Origin of the sequence: Rhodopseudomonas palustris (assembly GCF_003031265.1) — a bacterium.
Lineage (GTDB): Bacteria > Pseudomonadota > Alphaproteobacteria > Rhizobiales > Xanthobacteraceae > Rhodopseudomonas > Rhodopseudomonas palustris_H.
Genome location: NZ_CP019966.1, coordinates 3,784,376 through 3,801,726 on the forward strand (window position 1 = coordinate 3,784,376; position 17,351 = coordinate 3,801,726).

Below are 17,351 nucleotides of genomic sequence, written 5' to 3' on the forward strand. Positions count from 1 at the left end.
AATCCATTGACGATTAATATTGGTGCGGGCGGCCGGGGTCGAACCGGCACAGCTCTTTCGAGCCGAGGGATTTTAAGTCCCTTGCGTCTACCAATTTCGCCACGCCCGCATCCCGGACCGCGAGGCCGCCGAAAACTGGCGGCTGCGGCGGTGGCTGTCCGGCTCGGCGGCCGTGACCTTGCCAAGTTCCGCGCCAGTGCGCCGCATTCATAATCGACCCTGCGGCGCAACGCAAAGCGGGGTTGCAGTGAAGCTGCGGCTTCGCCGTCCGCGCGCTTTGACATCGCCCGCATTGTCGGCTGGAATACGCACGGCGCCTGCGGCGTCGGGCGCGGCGGTCTCTCTCACGCCGATGCCGATTCCGCTCTCCCTCTGCCCTGCCCCGCTGTTGCCCGTTCCTTGCATGCAGGCCGCCCGAGACGTCCCATAGAGCCCGCCACAGCCGAGGTGACCCGCGCATGCCGACCATCGACCGTATCGACGCCTTCGCCGACGAAATGACCGCGATCCGCCGCGACCTTCACGCCCATCCCGAGATCGGCTTCGAAGAGGTGCGGACCTCGAGCATCGTCGCCGAGAAGCTCGGCCAATGGGGCATCGAGGTGCATCGCGGCATCGGCGGCACCGGCGTCGTCGGCGTGCTGAAGGGCAAAGGCGAAGGCAGCCGCCGCATCGGCCTGCGCGCCGACATGGACGCGCTGCCGATGGACGAAGCCACCAACCTGCCGTGGCGCTCGACCATCCCGGGCCGCTTCCACGGCTGCGGCCACGATGCGCACACCACCATGCTGCTCGGCACCGCGCGCTATCTCGCCGAGACCCGCAATTTCGACGGCACCGTGCACTTCATCTTCCAGCCGGCCGAGGAAGGGCTCGGCGGCGCGCGCGCGATGCTGAAGGACGGCCTGTTCGAGAAATTTCCGTGCGACGAAGTGTACGGCCTGCACAACGCGCCGGACCTCGGCCATGGCGAGATCGCGATCCGGCCCGGCCCGGCGATGGCCGGCGCCGATTTCTTCGACATCACCATCTCGGGCTACGGCGCCCACGGCGCGATGCCGGAGCGCTCCAAGGACCCGGTGGTGATCGCGATGACGCTCGGCCAGGCGCTGCAGACCATCGTCAGCCGCAACGTCGATCCGCTGCAGTCGGCGGTGCTGTCGATCACCCAGATCCATTCCGGCTCAGCCTATAACGTGATCCCCGGCGAAGCGCGGCTCGCCGGCACGGTGCGCGCGTTCTCCGACGAGATCCGCAACCTGATCCGCACCCGGATGCGCGCGGTCGCGGCCGGCATTGCGGCGGCGTTCGAGGTCGACATCAAGGTCGACATCCGCGACATCTTCAGCGTGCTGGTGAACGCGCCCGAGCACAGCGAGCGCGTCGCCGAGGTAGCGCGCAGCATCGTCGGCGACGCCAACGTGAAGACCCGCGAAACGCCGAAGATGGGCAGCGAGGATTTCGCCGATATGCTGCAGGCGGTGCCCGGCGCATATTTCTGGATCGGCCATGACGGCAACGTGCCGCTGCACAACCCGGGCTTCGTGCTCGATGACAAGATCCTGCCGGTCGGCGCCAGCATGTTCGCCCGGCTGATCGAAACCCGGCTGCCGGTCGGCGGCCACGACGGAGCTACGCATGTCTGACGGCCTCGCCACCACCGCCACCGCGCTGCACGACCTCTCGGCCACCGAGCTGCTCGCCGGCTATTACGGCAAGCAGTTCTCGCCGAGCGAAGTGATGGAAGCCGTGATCGCCCAGGCGACGCGCTGGGAGCCGCATATCAATGCGCTGTACGGATTCGATCCCGACACCGCGCGCAAGGCGGCGCAAGCTTCCACCGCGCGCTGGGCCAAGGGCGAGCCGCTCGGCCTGCTTGACGGCGTGCCGGTGACGATCAAGGAGAACGTCGCCACCGAGGGCGTGCCGGGGCCGCTCGGCGTGCCGATCACGCCGCTGACGCCGGCCGCGGCCGATGCGCCGCCCGCCGCGCGGCTGCGCGAAGCCGGCGGCATTCTGTGGAGCAAGACGACGATGCCGGATTTCGGCATGCTGTCGTCGGGCCTGTCGAGCTTCCACGGCGTCACCCGCAATCCGTGGGACGTGTCGCAGAACACCGGTGGCTCCTCCGCCGGCGCCGGCGCTGCGGGCGCGGCCGGCTACGGGCCGCTGCATCTCGGCACCGATATCGGCGGTTCGGTGCGGCTGCCGGCCGCGTGGTGCGGCATCTTCGCGCTGAAGCCGAGCCTCGGCCGCGTGCCGATCGATCCGCCCTATGTCGGCCGCTGCGCCGGACCGATGACCCGCACTGTCGACGACGCCGCGCTGATGATGAGCGTGCTGTCGCAGCCCGACGGCCGCGACGGCATGAGCCTGCCGCCGCACGATTTCGACTGGAGCGATCTCGACACCACGCTGCGCGGCAAGACCATCGGCCTGCTCACCGATCTCGGCTTCGGCATGGAGCTGGAAGACGAGGTGCGCACCATCGTCACCCAGGCGGCGCTTAAATTCGAGGCGCAGGGCGCGACTATCAAGCCGGTCGAACTCGGCTTCACCCGCGAGATGATGGACGGGCTCGACAATTTCTGGCGGGCGCGGATGTGGAGCGATCTGGCGCTATTCTCCGACGAGCAGCGCGCCAAGGTGCTACCCTACATCGTGCGCTGGGCCGAGCCCGGCGCGCGGCTGAGCGGCGTCGACGTCGTCCGCGGCTTCAACCAGACCATGGCGGTGCGCGCACTCGGCGCCAAGCTGTTCGCCGGCATCGACTATCTGATCTCGCCGGTGGCGCCGGTGGTGAGCTTCGCCGCGGACGTCGCCTCGCCGTGGAATGATCCGGACCGGCCGTTCGATCACATCCTCTATACCGTGCCCTGGAATATGGCGGAGAATCCGGCCGCTTCGATCAACGGCGGCTACAGCGCCACGGGCTTCCCGATCGGCGTGCAGATCGTCGGCAAACGGTTCGACGATCTCGGCGTGCTGCGCATGGCGAAGGCATTCGAAGGCCTGCGCGGCGAACAGAAGCCGTGGCCGGTCGTGCCGCGCTAAAGTACGCGGCGTCCCAAGCACAATGTCATTGCGCGGGCTCGACCCGCGCATCCATCTCCTTCATAAAGATGGATGCGCGGGCCGAGCCCGCGCATGACTCGTACAAACAAAAACACGCTGGAGGAAACCAGATGCCGTTCGAGACCATCAAATACGAGGTGGCCGATCAAATCCTCACCATCACGCTGAACCGGCCGGACAAGCTCAACGCCTTCAATCCGACGATGCAGCACGAGCTGATCGAGGCGTTCGACAAGGCCGACGCCGACGACAACATCCGCGCCATCATCGTCACCGGCGAAGGCCGCGCGTTCTGCGCCGGTGCCGATCTGTCCTCCGGCGCCGACACTTTCGATCGCGACGCCCGCCGCGGCCCGGTGCGCCGCAACGCCGACGGCTCGACCGACTACTCCGACCCGCAGGTGCGCGACGGCGGCGGCCAGGTGACGCTACGGATCTTCAAGTGCCTGAAGCCGGTGATCGCGGCGGTGAACGGCCCGGCGGTCGGCATCGGCGTCACCATGCAGCTGGCGATGGATATCCGCATTGCGTCGGAAGCCGCACGGTTCGGCTTCGTGTTCTCGCAGCGGGGTATCGTGCCCGAGGCGGCGTCGAGCTGGTTCCTGCCGCGCATCGTCGGCATCGCCCAGGCGCTGGAGTGGTGCTACACCGGGCGCGTCTTCCCGGCGCAGGAAGCGCTCGCCGGCAAGCTGGTCAGCCGCGTGGTCCCCGCTGATCAGCTGCTCGAGACCGCGCGCACGCTCGCCAAGGAAATCGCCGCCAAGACCGCGCCGGTGTCGGTGGCACTGATCCGGCAGATGATGTGGCGGATGATGGGCGCCGACGATCCGATGGAAGCCCACAAGATCGACAGCCGCGGCATCTACGAGCGCGGCCGCTCCGACGACGTCAAGGAAGGCGTCACCTCGTTCCTGGAAAAGCGCCCGGCGCAGTTCAAGAACAAGATCACCACCGACATGCCGCCCTACTTCCCGTGGTGGGACGAGCGCGAATACAAGTAAGCGCGGTTTAGAAGTACGTCATTCCGGGCGCGAACGAACGTTCGCGAACCCGGAATCCCGAGCTTGTTGCAAAGAGAGATTCCGGGTTCGCGCTTCGCGCGCCCCGGAATGACGCCGTGCTTGAAGTCCGTAGATGGGTTGAGCCGAAGGCGAAACCCATCGCAGCACGCAGCCGTCGCCGATGGGTTTCGCTGCGCTCAACCCATCCTACAGACTACCCCTCCTTCGCCGGCGCGGCTTTCAGCTCGGGGAAGTCCTCTTCGGAGAAGGCAAGTCCGCGGAGACTATCGGCCTGATCGTTGTCGTGCTCGATGCGGCGGAGCTGGACGCGGCGGATCTTGCCGGAGATGGTCTTCGGCAGTTCGCTGACGATCTCCAGCTTGCGGATGCGCTTGAACGGCGCCAGCCGGCCCTGCATGTGCCTGAAGATCGACAGTGCGGTGTCGCGCGAGCGCTCGGCGTTCGCGGTGAGCAGCACATAAGCTTTCGGGATCGCCAGCTTGATCGGATCGGGGCTCGGCACCACCGCGGCCTCCGCTACAAGATCGTGCTCCAGCAGCACGCTCTCGAGTTCGAACGGCGAGATCCGGTAGTCCGACGACTTGAACACATCGTCGGTGCGGCCGACGAAGGTGAGATAGCCGTCCTCATCGGCGAACGCGACATCGCCGGAGCGATACACCTCACCGTCGGCGCCCGAAAGCTTGCCGCCCTCGCCCTGATAGCCCTGCATCAGCCCGGCGGGGCGCGCATCACCGAGCGCCAGCGTGATCTCGCCCTCCGTGGCCGGATGGCCGTCGGCGTCGGTGATCTTGACCACATAGCCCGGCAGCGGCCGGCCCATCGAACCGATCTTGACCTTCTGGCCCGGCGAATTGCCGACCATCGCGGTGGTCTCGGTCTGGCCGTAGCCGTCGCGGATGGTGAGGCCCCAGGCCGCCTTGACCTGATCGATCACTTCCGGGTTGAGCGGCTCGCCGGCGCCGCAGACTTCGCGCAAGGCAACCTGATAGTCCGCCAGCTTCTCCTGGATGAACATCCGCCACACCGTCGGCGGCGCGCATAGCGTGGTGACGCCGCAGCGGCCGATGGTGGCGAGCAGGCTCTTGGCATCGAACCGCGGCTGGTTGACGACGAACACGGTGGCGCCGGCGTTCCACGGCGCGAAGAAGCAGCTCCAGGCGTGCTTGGCCCAGCCCGGCGAGGAAATGTTGAGGTGCACATCGCCCGGCTGCAGCCCGAGCCAGAACATCGTCGACAGCGCGCCGACCGGATAGGAGCGCTGGCTGTGCCGCACCAGCTTCGGCTTCGCGGTGGTGCCGGAGGTGAAATACAGCAGCATCGGATCGTCGGCCTTTGTCGGCCCGTCCGGCGTGAACGCATCGGATTGCTGCGCGGTCTCGGCATAAGCGAGCCAGCCGTCCTGCGCGTCGCCGACGACGATGCGGAGCAGATCGCCGCCGCCGAGGCCGGCGAACTTGCCGACCTGATCCGGCGCCGCCACCACCGCCTTGGCACGGCCGCGGTCGAGCCGGTCGCGCAGCTCCTCCGGGGTGAGCAGCGTGGTGGCCGGAATGGTGACCAGGCCGAGCTTGATCGCCGCCAGCATCGTCTCCCACAGCGGCACAACGTTGCCGAGCAGCAGCAACAGATGATCGCCGCGCTTCAGACCCTTGGCGCGCAGATAGTTCGCGACTTGGTTGGAGCGCTTCGACAGCTCCGCAAAGGTCGGCTTGACCTCGCTGCCGGTGGCGCCGTCGACGATCCACAGCGCGGCACGATCACGGCTGTCGGGATGACTGGCGAGTTCGGCGTCGAACCAGTCGAGCGCCCAGTTGAACGGCACCGGATCTGGCCAGCGGAAACCGGCGACCGCGGATGCGTAATCGGTGCGGTGTTGGAGCAGGAACGAACGGGCTTGCTGGAACGTGGTCATGGCGACACCTCGATCACGAGGCACAGCGTCCACCGCCAGTTCACCCGTCATTGCCGGGCTTGACCCGGCAATCCATCGGATTGCGAAGAGCGATGGATGCGCGGGTCAAGCCCGCGCATGACGGCGATTACGGAGGTGTCGCCGTGCGAAACATCAAACGCTTACTTCCGCCCCTGCTCGCGCAGGTAGTTGATGATTCCGGAAAAATCCGTGCCGCCGTGCCCGGCCTGTTCGAACGCGGCGTAGATCTCGGCGGCGTGCTGGCCGAGCGGCGTCGAAGCGCCGGCGGCCTTGGCGGCTTCCTGCGACAGCTTGAGATCCTTCAGCATCAGCGCCGCGGCGAAGCCCGGCTTGTAGCTGTTGTTGGCGGGCGACGCCGGCACCGGGCCGGGCACCGGGCAATAGCTGGTCAGCGACCAGCACTGCCCCGACGAGGTCGAGGCGACATCGAACAGCGCCTGATGCGACAGGCCGAGCTTCTCGGCCAGCGTGAACGCTTCCGACACGCCGATCATCGAGATGCCGAGGATCATGTTGTTGCAGATCTTCGCCGCCTGGCCTGCACCGGCGCCGCCGCAATGCACGATCTTCTTGCCCATCTTTTCGAGCACGGGCTTGGCGGCCGCGAACGCCGCCTCGCTGCCGCCGGCCATGAAGGTCAGCGTCGCGCCCTTGGCACCACCGGTGCCGCCGGAGACCGGCGCATCGACAGAGGCGATGTCGTGCTTGGCGGCGAGCGCATGCGCCTGCACGGCGCTTTCGACGTCGATGGTCGAGCAATCGATGATCAGCGCGCCCTTGGCGGCGTGCGGCAGGATCTCGTTCCACACCGACAGCACGTGCTTGCCGGCCGGCAACATGGTGACGATGACGCCCGCGCCCTTCACCGCATCGATCGCGGTCGGCGCGATGCTCACGCCCTCGGCCTTCGCCGCCTCGCACGAGGCCGCCACCAGATCGAAGCCGGCGACCTTGTGGCCGGCCTTGGCGAGATTGCCGGCCATCGGCCCGCCCATATTGCCGAGACCGATGAATGCGATATCCGTCATGTCCCCTTCCTCCCCTTGCCTGTCCCCGGTTCTTCAGCCCGGAAATTTCAGCTCGTCGTCGCCGCGATCTTCAAAGTAGCGCGCTACGATCTCCGGCGTCACCTCTGCGATCGTCGCAGGCCGCCATTTTGGCTGACGGTCCTTGTCGATCACCGCGGCGCGGACGCCCTCGACGAAATCGTCGCTGACGAACACCTGCAGCGCGGCGCGATACTCGTGCACCAAGCATTCTTCGAGCGACGCCCTGTGCCGCGCGGCGCGCAGTAGCTTCAGCGTCACCTTCAGGCTGGTCGGCGATTTGATCCGCAGCGTCTTCAGCGCGGCTTGCGCGAACTCCGACGCATCGCTCTCCAGCGCGGCGACGATCTGCTCGATCGTCTCGTGCCCGAACCAGCGGTCGATCTCGGCCTGATGCAGTTCGGCAGGGCCCTTGGCCGGCTGCTCCGCAAAGCGTGCGATGATGCCGCTGACCTGCTCGGCCGATGCTCCGCTCGGCGCCTCGGTGAGTGCCTGGCGCAGCGCCGCCCAGTTCGCGGTCGGCACATAGGCGTCGGCGAACTCCGCGTGGATCGCGTCGGCGCCATTCATGATATCGCCGGTCAGACCGAAATAGGTGCCGATCTCGCCGGGCGAGCGCGTCAGCAGCCAGGTGCCGCCGACATCGGGGAAGAAGCCGATGCCGACTTCCGGCATCGCGATCTTGGTCTTGTCGGTGACGATGCGGTGGCTGCCGTGGCCGGCGATGCCGACGCCGCCGCCCATCACCAAGCCGTCCATGAACGCCACATAGGGCTTCGGATACTTCGCGATCTTGGCGTTGGTGATGTATTCCTCGCGCCAGAACACCTTGCCGAGATCGCCGCCCTCGCGCGCGCTGTTGTAGAGCCCGACGATGTCGCCACCGGCGCACAGCCCGCGCTCGCCGGCGCCCTCGACCAGGATCAGCGCGACCTGCGGATCGGCGGCGAAGGCGTCGAGCGCGTTGTCGAGGTCACGCGCCATCTCCAGCGTCAGCGCATTGATCGCCTTCGGCCGGTTGAGACGGATCACACCGGCGGAGCCTTCGCGCCGGACGATCAGATCGGGTTCGGTCACGGCACCATTCATCGATTGGCCTCGAGCAGCTTGCGCGACACGATCAGCCGCATGATTTCATTGGTGCCTTCGAGGATCTGGTGCACGCGCAGGTCACGCACCAGTTTCTCGATGCCGTATTCGGCGAGATAGCCGTAGCCGCCATGCAGCTGCAGCGCCTCGTTGGCGACCGCAAAGCCGGCATCAGTGGCGAAGCGCTTGGCCATCGCGCACAGCTTGGTGGCGTCGGCATCCTTGCGGTCGAGCGCCGCGGCGGCGCGCCACAGCAGCGTGCGCGAAGCCTCCAATTCGGTCGCCATGTCGGCAAGCCGGAATTGCAGCGCCTGGAATTCGTCGAGCCGTTTGCCGAACGCCTTGCGCTCTTTCATGTAAGCGAGCGTCTTGTCGAGCGCGGCCTGGGCGCCGCCGAGCGAACAGGCGCCGATGTTGAGCCGGCCGCCGTCGAGCCCGGCCATCGCGATCTTGAAGCCAATGCCTTCGTCGCCGAGCCGATTGGCGACCGGCACCCGCGCGTTCTCGAAAATCACGGTGCGGGTCGGCTGCGCATTCCAGCCCATCTTGCGCTCGTTGGCTCCGAACGACAGGCCGGGCGTGTCCTTCTCGACCACCAGCGTCGAGATGCCGCTGGGGCCATCGCCGCCGGTGCGCACCATCACGACGTACAGATCATTGGCGCCGGCGCCGGAGATGAACTGTTTCTGACCGTCGAGGATGTAGTGATCGCCGTCACGCACCGCGCGGGTGCGCAGCGCCGCGGCATCCGAGCCGGAGCCCGGCTCGGTCAGGCAGTAGCTGGCGACCTGCTCCATGCTGCACAGCTTCGGCAGCCAGCGCTGACGCTGCGCGTCGGAGCCGTAGCTGTCGATCATCCACGCCGCCATGTTGTGGATGGAGATGAAGGCCGACACCGACGGACAGCCGGTCGCCAGCGCTTCGAAGATCAGCGCCGCGTCGAACCGGGTCATCGCGCTGCCGCCGACATCGTCGCGGATGTAGATGCCGCCGATGCCGAGCGCCGCCGCTTCGCGGATCACATCCAGCGGCAGGTGCTTGTCTTCATCCCATTTCAGCGCATGCGGCGCGATCTTCTCGGCCGCGAAGTCGCGCGCCATGTCACGAATGGCGCGCTGGTCTTCGTTGAGGTCGAACTGCATGGCAGCCGGCGCTTACTTCATCAGCGGGATCGAGAACTCCGCGCCTTCCTTGACGCCCGACGGCCACCGCGAGGTGACGGTCTTGGTCTTGGTGTAGAACCGGATCGAATCCGGGCCGTGCTGATTGAGATCGCCGAAGCCGGACTTCTTCCAGCCGCCGAAGGTGTAGTAGGCGATCGGCACCGGGATCGGCACGTTGATGCCGACCATGCCGACGTTCACTTTCGCAGCAAAGTCGCGGGCAGCGTCGCCGTCGCGGGTGAAGATCGCGACGCCGTTGCCGTAGTCATGGTCGGACGGCAGCGACAGCGCTTCGGCGTAATCGTGGGCGCGGACGACGCTCAGCACCGGACCGAAGATCTCTTCCTTGTAGATCCGCATGTCCTTGGTGACGTTGTCGAACAGACAGCCGCCCATGTAGAAGCCGTTCTCGTAGCCCTGCATCTTGAAGCCGCGGCCGTCGACCGCGAGCGTCGCGCCTTCCTTGACGCCGATATCGACGTAGTTCTTGACGCGCTCCAGCGCTTCCTTGGTCACCAGCGGGCCGTAATCGGCGGTCGGATCGGTCGACGGACCGATCTTCAGCGCTTCGACGCGCGGGATCAGCTTGCTCATCAGGGCGTCCGCGGTGGCCTTGCCGACCGGCACCGCGACCGAGATCGCCATGCAGCGCTCGCCCGCCGAGCCGTAGCCGGCGCCGATCAGCGCGTCGACAGTCTGGTCGATGTCGGCATCCGGCATGATGATGGCGTGGTTCTTGGCGCCGCCGAAGCACTGCGCGCGCTTGCCGGTCTGCGCGGCGCGCTCATAGATGTACTGCGCGATCGGCGACGAGCCGACGAAACCCACCGCCTTGATGTCCGGATCGTCGAGGATGGCGTCGACCGCTTCCTTGTCGCCGTTGACGACGTTGAGGATGCCCGGCGGCAGGCCGGCCTCGAGCATCAGCGCCGCCAGCGCCATCGGCACGCCGGGGTCGCGCTCCGACGGCTTCAGGATGAACGCGTTGCCGCAGGCGATTGCGGGTGCGAACTTCCACATCGGGATCATCGCCGGGAAGTTGAACGGAGTGATGCCAGCGACGACGCCGAGCGGCTGGCGCATCGAATAGATGTCGATGCCGGGGCCGGCACCCTCGGTGTATTCGCCCTTCATCAGATGCGGAATGCCGCAGGCGAACTCGGCGACTTCGAGGCCGCGCTGGATGTCGCCCTTGGCGTCGGGAATGGTCTTGCCGTGTTCGCGCGCGAGCAGCTCGGCGAGCTTGTCGTAATCGCGCTGCACCAATTCGAGGAACTTCATCAGCACGCGGGCGCGGCGCTGCGGGTTGGTGGCGCCCCACTCCGGCTGCGCGGCCTTGGCGTTTTCAACCGCTGCGCGGAGCTCGGCTTTGGTGGCGAGGGCGACTTTGGCCTTCACCTCGCCGGTCATCGGCTCGAACACGTCGGCGAAACGCCCCGACTTGCCCTCGACCTCTTTGCCGCCGATGAAATGCCCGACCGTGCGCATGGACTTCCTCCTGAAAGGCTGTGTTCTCGTCCCCTTGAACAGAATTTTTTCAGGTTTGGGAAGGCCCAGGACGCGCGACACCTGTGCCGAAATGCGGAAGCGGCCAAGCTGCGGCATGCGGCCACCGCTGGCCGCGCCGGAGGCGATTGCAAGCAGGTTTCAGTCTTGCGCGGCCGACCGTGTCGCAGCCTTGGCGGCGGCCTTCTTCGGCTTGGCCGTGATCACCCGCGCCGGCTTCTTCGGCGCAGCGGCGCCGGCCTCGGCCAATGCGGCTTCGCGGCCGGCGGCGAGAATTTCGTCGGACAATTCGCCGCTGCCGGCGATCCGCGCCAACACCAACGTTCCCATCATGGTCGCCAGTGTCGCCATCGCCTGCTTCCGTGCCGTCTTCGGCGAAGCATCGACATATTGCGCCGCAATCATCGCGATCATGTCGTCGAGCTTGGCGGCGAACGCCTTGCGGGTCTTGGGGCTCTCACGCGCAATCTCGGCGCCGAGCGCCGGCACTGCGCAGCCACGGCCGGGATCGTCGCGGTGGTTGGCGCTGAGATAACCGTCGACCAGCGCAGTCAGCCGCTGCTCCGGTGGCAGCTCCTCCGCCAGCTTGCGCCAGCGCTCGGTGGAGCGGTCCATCGCGTAGCTGAAGGCCTCGATCACCAGCGCCTCGCGCGATGCGAAATGCGCGTAGAACCCGCCGTGGGTGAGGCCCGCGTCCTTCATCAGATCGGCAACGCCGATGCCGTGGGCGCCCTTCTCACGCAGCTTCACCGACGCCCGCCGGACGATGCGGTCGTGGGTCTCCTGCTTATGTTCCTTCGAATAGCGCATCGGCGATCCATGCCATGTTCAGGATCATATTATGACACCGAACGCGGGCGTCTGCCTCAAGTTTCGGTTCACCTCAGGAATCGTGCGGATGTGGCGCCGCAGCAGGCGCACCCCCGAGCATCGCAAAAGTTGCAGTGGCGTGCACCGCCAGCTTGCCGGCGCCGTCATAGACGAAGCCCTCGGTGTAGCTCGACTGCCGGCCGAATTTCACCACCCGCCCCTCGGCCATGATCGTGCCGGACCGCACCGACAACGGCCGCAAATAGCTGAGCTTCAGATCCATCGTCACAGAGCCCTGCCCGGCCGGCTGGCGCGTCGAGATCGCGCAACCCATCGCGGTGTCGAGCAGCGCGGCTGCAATCGCGCCGTGGAGCAGGCCCGCGGTGTTCTCCAGGCTCTGGTCCGGATCGAGCTGCATCACGATCCGGCCGGGATGCACTTCGGCCATCTTGAAGCCGATCAGCCGCGCAAGCGGCGGCGGCGGCAACCGGCCGTCGCGGATCGCCTGCATCACCTCGAGGCCGGACATCGTCATCGCGGCGCGCGCGACCGGCCCCGGCTCCTGCCAATCGACGGTGCGGCTGCGGCGCTGCGCGGCCGCAAACAAGCCTGAGAGATCGGGCGGCGCAGCGGCATCGAGCATCGTCATCGGCGGGCTCCTGTTTTTATATGATGATACTCATATTATAATTCCCAGGTCACGACAAGCGCGCCGGCTGGATGCTTGACAGCCCCCCAGCATTGCCGGGCATGATGCCGCGCCTATCCCGCCCCTCGCTGACGAGATCCAACATGCAGATGCTCAACACCCATTGCGGCGTCGACCGCGATTCCCGCGGCGTCGCGCGCCTCACCATCTGCAACGCCGGCAAGCTCAATATCCTGAACACCACGGTGATCACCGATGTCCGGGACGGATTGCGGCAACTCGCAGCGGATGACGGCCTGCGCGTGCTGATCGTCGCCGGCCAGAGCGAGCGCAGCATGATCGGCGGCGCCGATATCAACGAGATGGCGACGCTCGATCAGAGTTCCGCCGAGCGCTTCATCACCGGCCTTGCGGAACTGTGCGAGGCGGTGCGGGCCGTGCCCTATCCGGTGATCGCGCGGATTCCCGGCTGGTGCCTCGGCGGCGGCCTGGAATTCGCCGCCGCCTGCGATTTCCGTGTCGCGGCGCACGATGCCAAATTCGGCATGCCCGAGGTGCGCGTCGGAATTCCGTCGGTGATCCACGCCGCCCTGCTGCCGCGGCTGATCGGCTGGTCGCGCGCGCGCTATCTGGTGATGGCCGCAGAAAACATCGACGCCGACACCGCTCTTGCCTGGGGACTGATCGACAAGATCGCGCCGCCGGGCGAGCTCGACGCCGCAGTCGAGCATCTGGTCGGCGCTTTGCTCGCCGGCGCACCGCAGGCGATGCGGGCGCAAAAGGCGCTGATGGCAGCGTGGGAAGACATGCCGCTGCCGCAGGCGGTTGCGCATTCGGTCAAGGTGTTCGGCCAGTCGTACCTGACCGGCGAGCCGCAGGCGCTGATGGCGGAGTTCATCAACCGCAAACGCTGAGCCGTTCACGCGATCTTGGGAATCCCCGAGTTGCGTTGCCGCCGGTATTTTATATGATGGCCATCATTTCCAATCAGCCGGCAGCCGTTGCCGCCGGCGCGCTCGCCGACAGGACCGCCGCATGATCTCCGACGCCCTCGCCGCCGCGCTGGCCCGCCGCAACATTCACTACGGCTGGGTGATGGTCGGCGTCACCTTCCTCACCGCGCTGGTCAATGCCGGCGCGGTCGGGGCGCCCGGCGTGTTCATCGTTCCGTTGCAGCAAGAATTCGGCTGGAGCACCGCGGATATTTCGTCCGCGCTGTCGATCCGCTTCGTGCTGTTCGGGTTGATGGCGCCGTTCGCCGCAGCGCTGATGAACCGGTTCGGCCTGCGCCAGGTGACGCTGACCGCGCTGCTGGTCGTCTCCATCGGGCTGGTCACATCGCTTGCGATGACGTCGCTGTGGCAATTGATGCTGCTGTGGGGCGTGGTGGTCGGTGTCGGCACCGGCCTCACAGCGCTGGTGCTCGGCGCCACGGTGGCGACGCGCTGGTTCGTCGCCCGCCGCGGCCTGGTGATCGGCATGATGACCGCGAGCGTCGCCACCGGTCAGCTCGTGTTCCTGCCGATCCTCGCCTCGCTCACCGAACGCTACGGCTGGCGGATCGCAATGGCTTATGTCTGCGCGCTGATCGGCATCGCCGCAGTCGCGGTGCTGATCGCAATGCGCAACCGGCCGAGCGACGTCGGGCTGCGGCCCTATGGCGACACCAGCACCGATCCGGTGCCGCTGTCGGCGCAGGCTGCGCCGGGCTCGATCGACGCCGCCGCGCTCGGCGCGTTGCGCGACGCGGCCAAGACGCGGGTGTTCTGGGTGCTGTTCGGCACCTTCTTCATCTGCGGCGCGTCGACCAACGGCCTGGTGCAGGTTCATTTGATCCCGCTGTGCGCCGACTTCAACATCCCGCAGGTGCAGGCCGCAGGCCTGCTGGCCGCGATGGGCGTGTTCGATTTCATCGGCACCATCCTGTCGGGCTGGCTGGCGGACCGCTACGACAATCGCTGGCTGCTGTTCTGGTACTACGGCCTGCGCGGCCTCAGCCTGCTGGCGCTGCCGTTCACCGACTTCTCGTTCTACGGCCTGTCGCTGTTCGCCGTGTTCTACGGCCTGGACTGGGTCGCCACCGTACCGCCGACGGTGCGGCTGACGGCGCAGAAGTTCGGCCCGGAGCGTGCTAATCTGGTGTTCGGCTGGATTTTCGCCGGCCATCAGCTCGGCGCCGCCACCGCCGCATTCGGTGCCGGCCTGTCGCGCGACCTGCTGGCGAGCTACCTGCCGGCGTTCTTCATCGCCGGCGCCCTGTGCGTGATCGCCGCCGCAGCCGCGCTGACGATCGGCAAGGCTGCCAAGCCGGCGGTGGCCTAGCATCCGCTGATCGAAAGCCGCCATTGCGAGCCACGCAGCGACGAAGCAATCCAGGGTTCAGTGCACCGAGCTCCTGGATTGCTTCGCTACGCTCGCAATGACGATTCGGCTTACGGCCGCATCCGCATGCCGGTCGCGACGCCGGGCTTGCGCAGCGGTTCGGCGAGGCGCGCGAATTCGCAGAGCAGCGAACGCGTCTTGCGCGGATCGATGATCTCTTCGACCCAGAATTTCTCGGCCGAGCGGAACGGCGAACGCAATTTGTTCAGCCGCTCCTCGATCTCGCGCATCTTGGCGTCGCGGTCCTCTGCGGCATCGAGGTCGGCGCGATACGCCGCTTCGATGCCGCCTTCGAGTGGCAGCGACCCCCAATACGCCGACGGCCACGCGTAGCGCATCGAGAACCGGTTGGCCGGCTGGTGCACCACGCCGGCAACACCGAAGGCGTTGCGGACGATGATCGTGCACCACGGCACGGTGGACTGATTGACCGCCGTCATCGCACGGACGCCGTGCCGGATCGTCGCCGATTTCTCGGCTTCGAGTCCGATCATGAAACCGGGGCAATCCATCAGATACACCACCGGCAGATGGAAGGTCTCAGCGAGATCGACGAAGCGAATGACCTTCTGGCAGGTGTCCGAGGTCCACGACCCGCCGTAGTGATACGGATCGCCGGCCAGAACCGCCACCGCCCGCCCCTCGAGTCGTGCAAGGCCGGTGATAATCGAACGGCCGAACGCCGAGCCGATCTCGAAGAACGAGCCCTGATCGACTACCGATTCGATGATCGGCCGCATCTTGTAGACCTGCCGGCGATTACGCGGCACCGCCTTCAGCAACTTCTCGTCGGAGCGTTCCGGATCGTCATCGCAAGCAAGCGTCGGCGGCAATTCGTGCACCGACGACGGCAAGTACGACAGGAAGCGCCGCGCGCAAGCGAAGGCTTCTTCCTCGGTGTCGACCGCATGATCGATCGCGCCGGCGCGAGTCTGGATATCGGCGCCGCCGAGCTCCTGCTTGGTGAGATCCTGGCCGAGCCGCGCCACCACCGGCGGACCGGCGACGAACATCGCCGAACTGCGGGTCATGATCGAATAGTGACTGGCGGCGAGCCGCGCAGCCCCAAGGCCCGCGACCGAGCCGAGCCCGAGCGCCACCACCGGCACCTGCGCGAGGTTCGCCGTCGTGTACCAGTACCAGCGGGTGCCATCGACGCCGCCGGGCAGATTGGCGGCGCCCTTGCTCTCGATCGTCTTCACCGAGCCGCCGCCGCCCGATCCTTCGATCACGCGGATGATCGGCAGGCGATAGTCGTGCGCCATCTCCTCCGCCATCTGCGGCTTGGCGTGGATCGACGCATCGGCCGAACCGCCACGCACGGTGAAGTCGTCACCGACCACCACGACGGTGCGGCCGTCGATCTTCGCCCGGCCGAACACGCAGTTCGCCGGGGTCAGATTGATCAGTTCGCCATTGGCGTCGTAGTCGCCGAGACCGGCGACGGCGCCGATCTCGTGGAAGCTGCCGGCGTCGCTCAGCCGATCGATGCGCTCACGGACCGTGAGCCGGCCCTGGTCATGCTGGCGCTTGACCTTGTCGATGCCGCCCATCTGCCGCGCGAAGTTCTCGCGCCGGGCCAGCTCGTCGAGCTCCGGCTTCCAACTCATTCATTCCCTCCGGCCTGATCGTCTTCTTGTTATTGTTTCCAGACGGGCGCACCGCCACCAGGCCGCCATCCGCATTCTGCACCAGCGGCTCGATCGCCGCGGCGAGCTTGAGCAGCGCCGGTGCCACTTCGTCATGCAGCCGCTGTTCGTCGTACATCGCGGCCAGCACGCCGATCGTCACCATCACGTAGGTCTGGTACTGCGGCGACCAGATCGGCACTGCGATGCCGTTGATGTGCGGGCTGAACAGACCGCACGACACCACATAGCCGCGCTCGCGCAGCATCGCGCGGTCGGTTTCGATCCGCTCGCTCAGCAAGGCCGCATCGGCCGGGGCTTCACGCTGGATCTCCGTCACCAGCGCGGCGGCGACGTTGTCGTCGAGCGACGCCGCATAGGCGTGACCGGCCGCGGTGCGGCTGATCGAGATGCGGCTGCCGGTGGTCGAATGTAGGCCGAGCGCGTGCGCGGCGCGGGCGAATTCGAGATAGACCAGATGGAAGCGGTCCGGAATCAGGAAGCCGATGGTGCCGGGAATCTGGTCGGCGACCTCCTGCAGGCGCGAGCGGATCAGATTGCGCAGCTGCAGACCGCGCGTCATCGACGTGCTCATCGCGACCGCCGAGGGGCCGATGCGATACTTCTGATCGCGCGGCAGATACACCAGCTGGCCCATCCGGGTCAGGGTGTGGGTGAGACGCGACACCGTCGAGCGCGGCAAGCCGCAGCGGTTGGAGATTTCGAGATTGCCGAGCCGGACGTCGTGGCCTTCGAAGCAGCGCAGCACGTCGAACGCGCGCGACACCACCTGAATCACATCGCCGTCACCGGCCACATCCCCCTGCCTGCAGAGTCGTTCTGAGCGTCGTCCCATGTCTTTTTATCCTGCGTGGTTATGATGCCCGATGCACCGGGACTGCCCAACGTCCCGACCCGGCACATCTTACGTTCTTGGTTTCTTGTTACGTCTCTTTGTTTCGCTAGGCGGAATATAATTCCGCTTGAAGACAAAGCTACATCAGGCAAATTGCGCCGACAACATCGCTTGACGCTGCGCAAGGCC

At 66.7% G+C, this 17,351-nt stretch carries 14 protein-coding genes and 1 tRNA gene; 5 read left to right on the plus strand and 10 right to left on the minus strand.

What is annotated here, in order from left to right; genetic code table 11:
- Nucleotides 1–20 precede the first annotated feature (20 nt).
- A tRNA-Leu gene (locus tag RPPS3_RS17660) sits at nucleotides 21–109 on the minus strand.
- Between the two features lie 349 nt (nucleotides 110–458).
- On the opposite strand from RPPS3_RS17660, the gene RPPS3_RS17665 reads away from it, so the two are divergent.
- From RPPS3_RS17665 to RPPS3_RS17675, 3 genes are all read left to right on the plus strand, one after another.
- Nucleotides 459–1,646 (plus strand): M20 aminoacylase family protein, encoded by a 1,188-nt coding sequence (locus tag RPPS3_RS17665; RefSeq protein WP_107345228.1) that lies wholly within the window; start codon nucleotides 459–461, stop codon nucleotides 1,644–1,646.
- Nucleotides 1,639–3,054, plus strand: coding sequence for an amidase (locus RPPS3_RS17670; protein ID WP_107345229.1), 1,416 nt, complete (start codon nucleotides 1,639–1,641; stop codon nucleotides 3,052–3,054). The genes RPPS3_RS17665 and RPPS3_RS17670 overlap by 8 nt, the downstream gene beginning before the upstream one ends.
- Nucleotides 3,055–3,185: 131 nt before the next feature.
- Nucleotides 3,186–4,076 carry a crotonase/enoyl-CoA hydratase family protein gene (locus RPPS3_RS17675; RefSeq protein ID WP_107345230.1) on the plus strand — a complete coding sequence of 297 codons (891 nt, stop codon included), beginning with the start codon at nucleotides 3,186–3,188 and terminating at the stop codon, nucleotides 4,074–4,076.
- Between the two features lie 214 nt (nucleotides 4,077–4,290).
- Here the strand turns inward: RPPS3_RS17675 and RPPS3_RS17680 are convergent, their stop codons facing one another.
- From RPPS3_RS17680 to RPPS3_RS17710, 7 genes are all read right to left on the minus strand, one after another.
- Complete coding sequence (locus tag RPPS3_RS17680) at nucleotides 4,291–6,012, minus strand: AMP-binding protein (RefSeq protein WP_107345231.1); 1,722 nt, start codon at nucleotides 6,010–6,012, stop codon at nucleotides 4,291–4,293.
- A 161-nt stretch (nucleotides 6,013–6,173) separates the two neighbouring features.
- The gene (gene mmsB, locus RPPS3_RS17685; protein ID WP_107345232.1) at nucleotides 6,174–7,061 is read right to left on the minus strand and encodes a 3-hydroxyisobutyrate dehydrogenase; all 888 of its coding nucleotides are present in this window, start codon (nucleotides 7,059–7,061) and stop codon (nucleotides 6,174–6,176) included.
- A gap of 33 nt (nucleotides 7,062–7,094) precedes the next feature.
- On the minus strand, nucleotides 7,095–8,168 hold the full coding sequence (locus tag RPPS3_RS17690) for an enoyl-CoA hydratase/isomerase family protein (protein WP_107345233.1): 1,074 nt from the start codon (nucleotides 8,166–8,168) through the stop codon (nucleotides 7,095–7,097).
- Entirely contained in the window at nucleotides 8,165–9,310 is a 1,146-nt protein-coding gene (locus RPPS3_RS17695) for an isobutyryl-CoA dehydrogenase (RefSeq protein ID WP_107345234.1), read from the minus strand. Before RPPS3_RS17695 ends, RPPS3_RS17690 begins: the two co-directional genes overlap by 4 nt.
- A gap of 12 nt (nucleotides 9,311–9,322) precedes the next feature.
- Nucleotides 9,323–10,819: a CoA-acylating methylmalonate-semialdehyde dehydrogenase gene (locus RPPS3_RS17700; RefSeq protein WP_011158992.1), complete on the minus strand. Its 1,497-nt coding sequence runs from the start codon at nucleotides 10,817–10,819 to the stop codon at nucleotides 9,323–9,325.
- A 159-nt stretch (nucleotides 10,820–10,978) separates the two neighbouring features.
- Nucleotides 10,979–11,647, minus strand: a complete 669-nt coding sequence (locus RPPS3_RS17705) for a TetR/AcrR family transcriptional regulator (protein WP_107345235.1) — start codon at nucleotides 11,645–11,647, stop codon at nucleotides 10,979–10,981.
- A gap of 73 nt (nucleotides 11,648–11,720) precedes the next feature.
- A complete protein-coding gene (locus RPPS3_RS17710; protein ID WP_107345236.1) occupies nucleotides 11,721–12,296 on the minus strand; it encodes a PaaI family thioesterase in 576 nt (191 codons plus the stop codon).
- Nucleotides 12,297–12,439: 143 nt separating this feature from the next.
- On the opposite strand from RPPS3_RS17710, the gene RPPS3_RS17715 reads away from it, so the two are divergent.
- A complete protein-coding gene (locus RPPS3_RS17715) occupies nucleotides 12,440–13,210 on the plus strand; it encodes an enoyl-CoA hydratase (protein ID WP_107345237.1) in 771 nt (256 codons plus the stop codon).
- Between the two features lie 121 nt (nucleotides 13,211–13,331).
- Nucleotides 13,332–14,618, plus strand: a complete 1,287-nt coding sequence (locus tag RPPS3_RS17720) for an MFS transporter (RefSeq protein ID WP_107345238.1) — start codon at nucleotides 13,332–13,334, stop codon at nucleotides 14,616–14,618.
- Between the two features lie 110 nt (nucleotides 14,619–14,728).
- Here the strand turns inward: RPPS3_RS17720 and RPPS3_RS17725 are convergent, their stop codons facing one another.
- Nucleotides 14,729–16,288 (minus strand): acyl-CoA carboxylase subunit beta, encoded by a 1,560-nt coding sequence (locus RPPS3_RS17725; protein WP_107345239.1) that lies wholly within the window; start codon nucleotides 16,286–16,288, stop codon nucleotides 14,729–14,731.
- Entirely contained in the window at nucleotides 16,197–17,162 is a 966-nt protein-coding gene (locus tag RPPS3_RS17730; protein WP_107345240.1) for an IclR family transcriptional regulator, read from the minus strand. The genes RPPS3_RS17725 and RPPS3_RS17730 overlap by 92 nt, the downstream gene beginning before the upstream one ends.
- Between the last annotated feature and the right edge of the window lie 189 nt (nucleotides 17,163–17,351).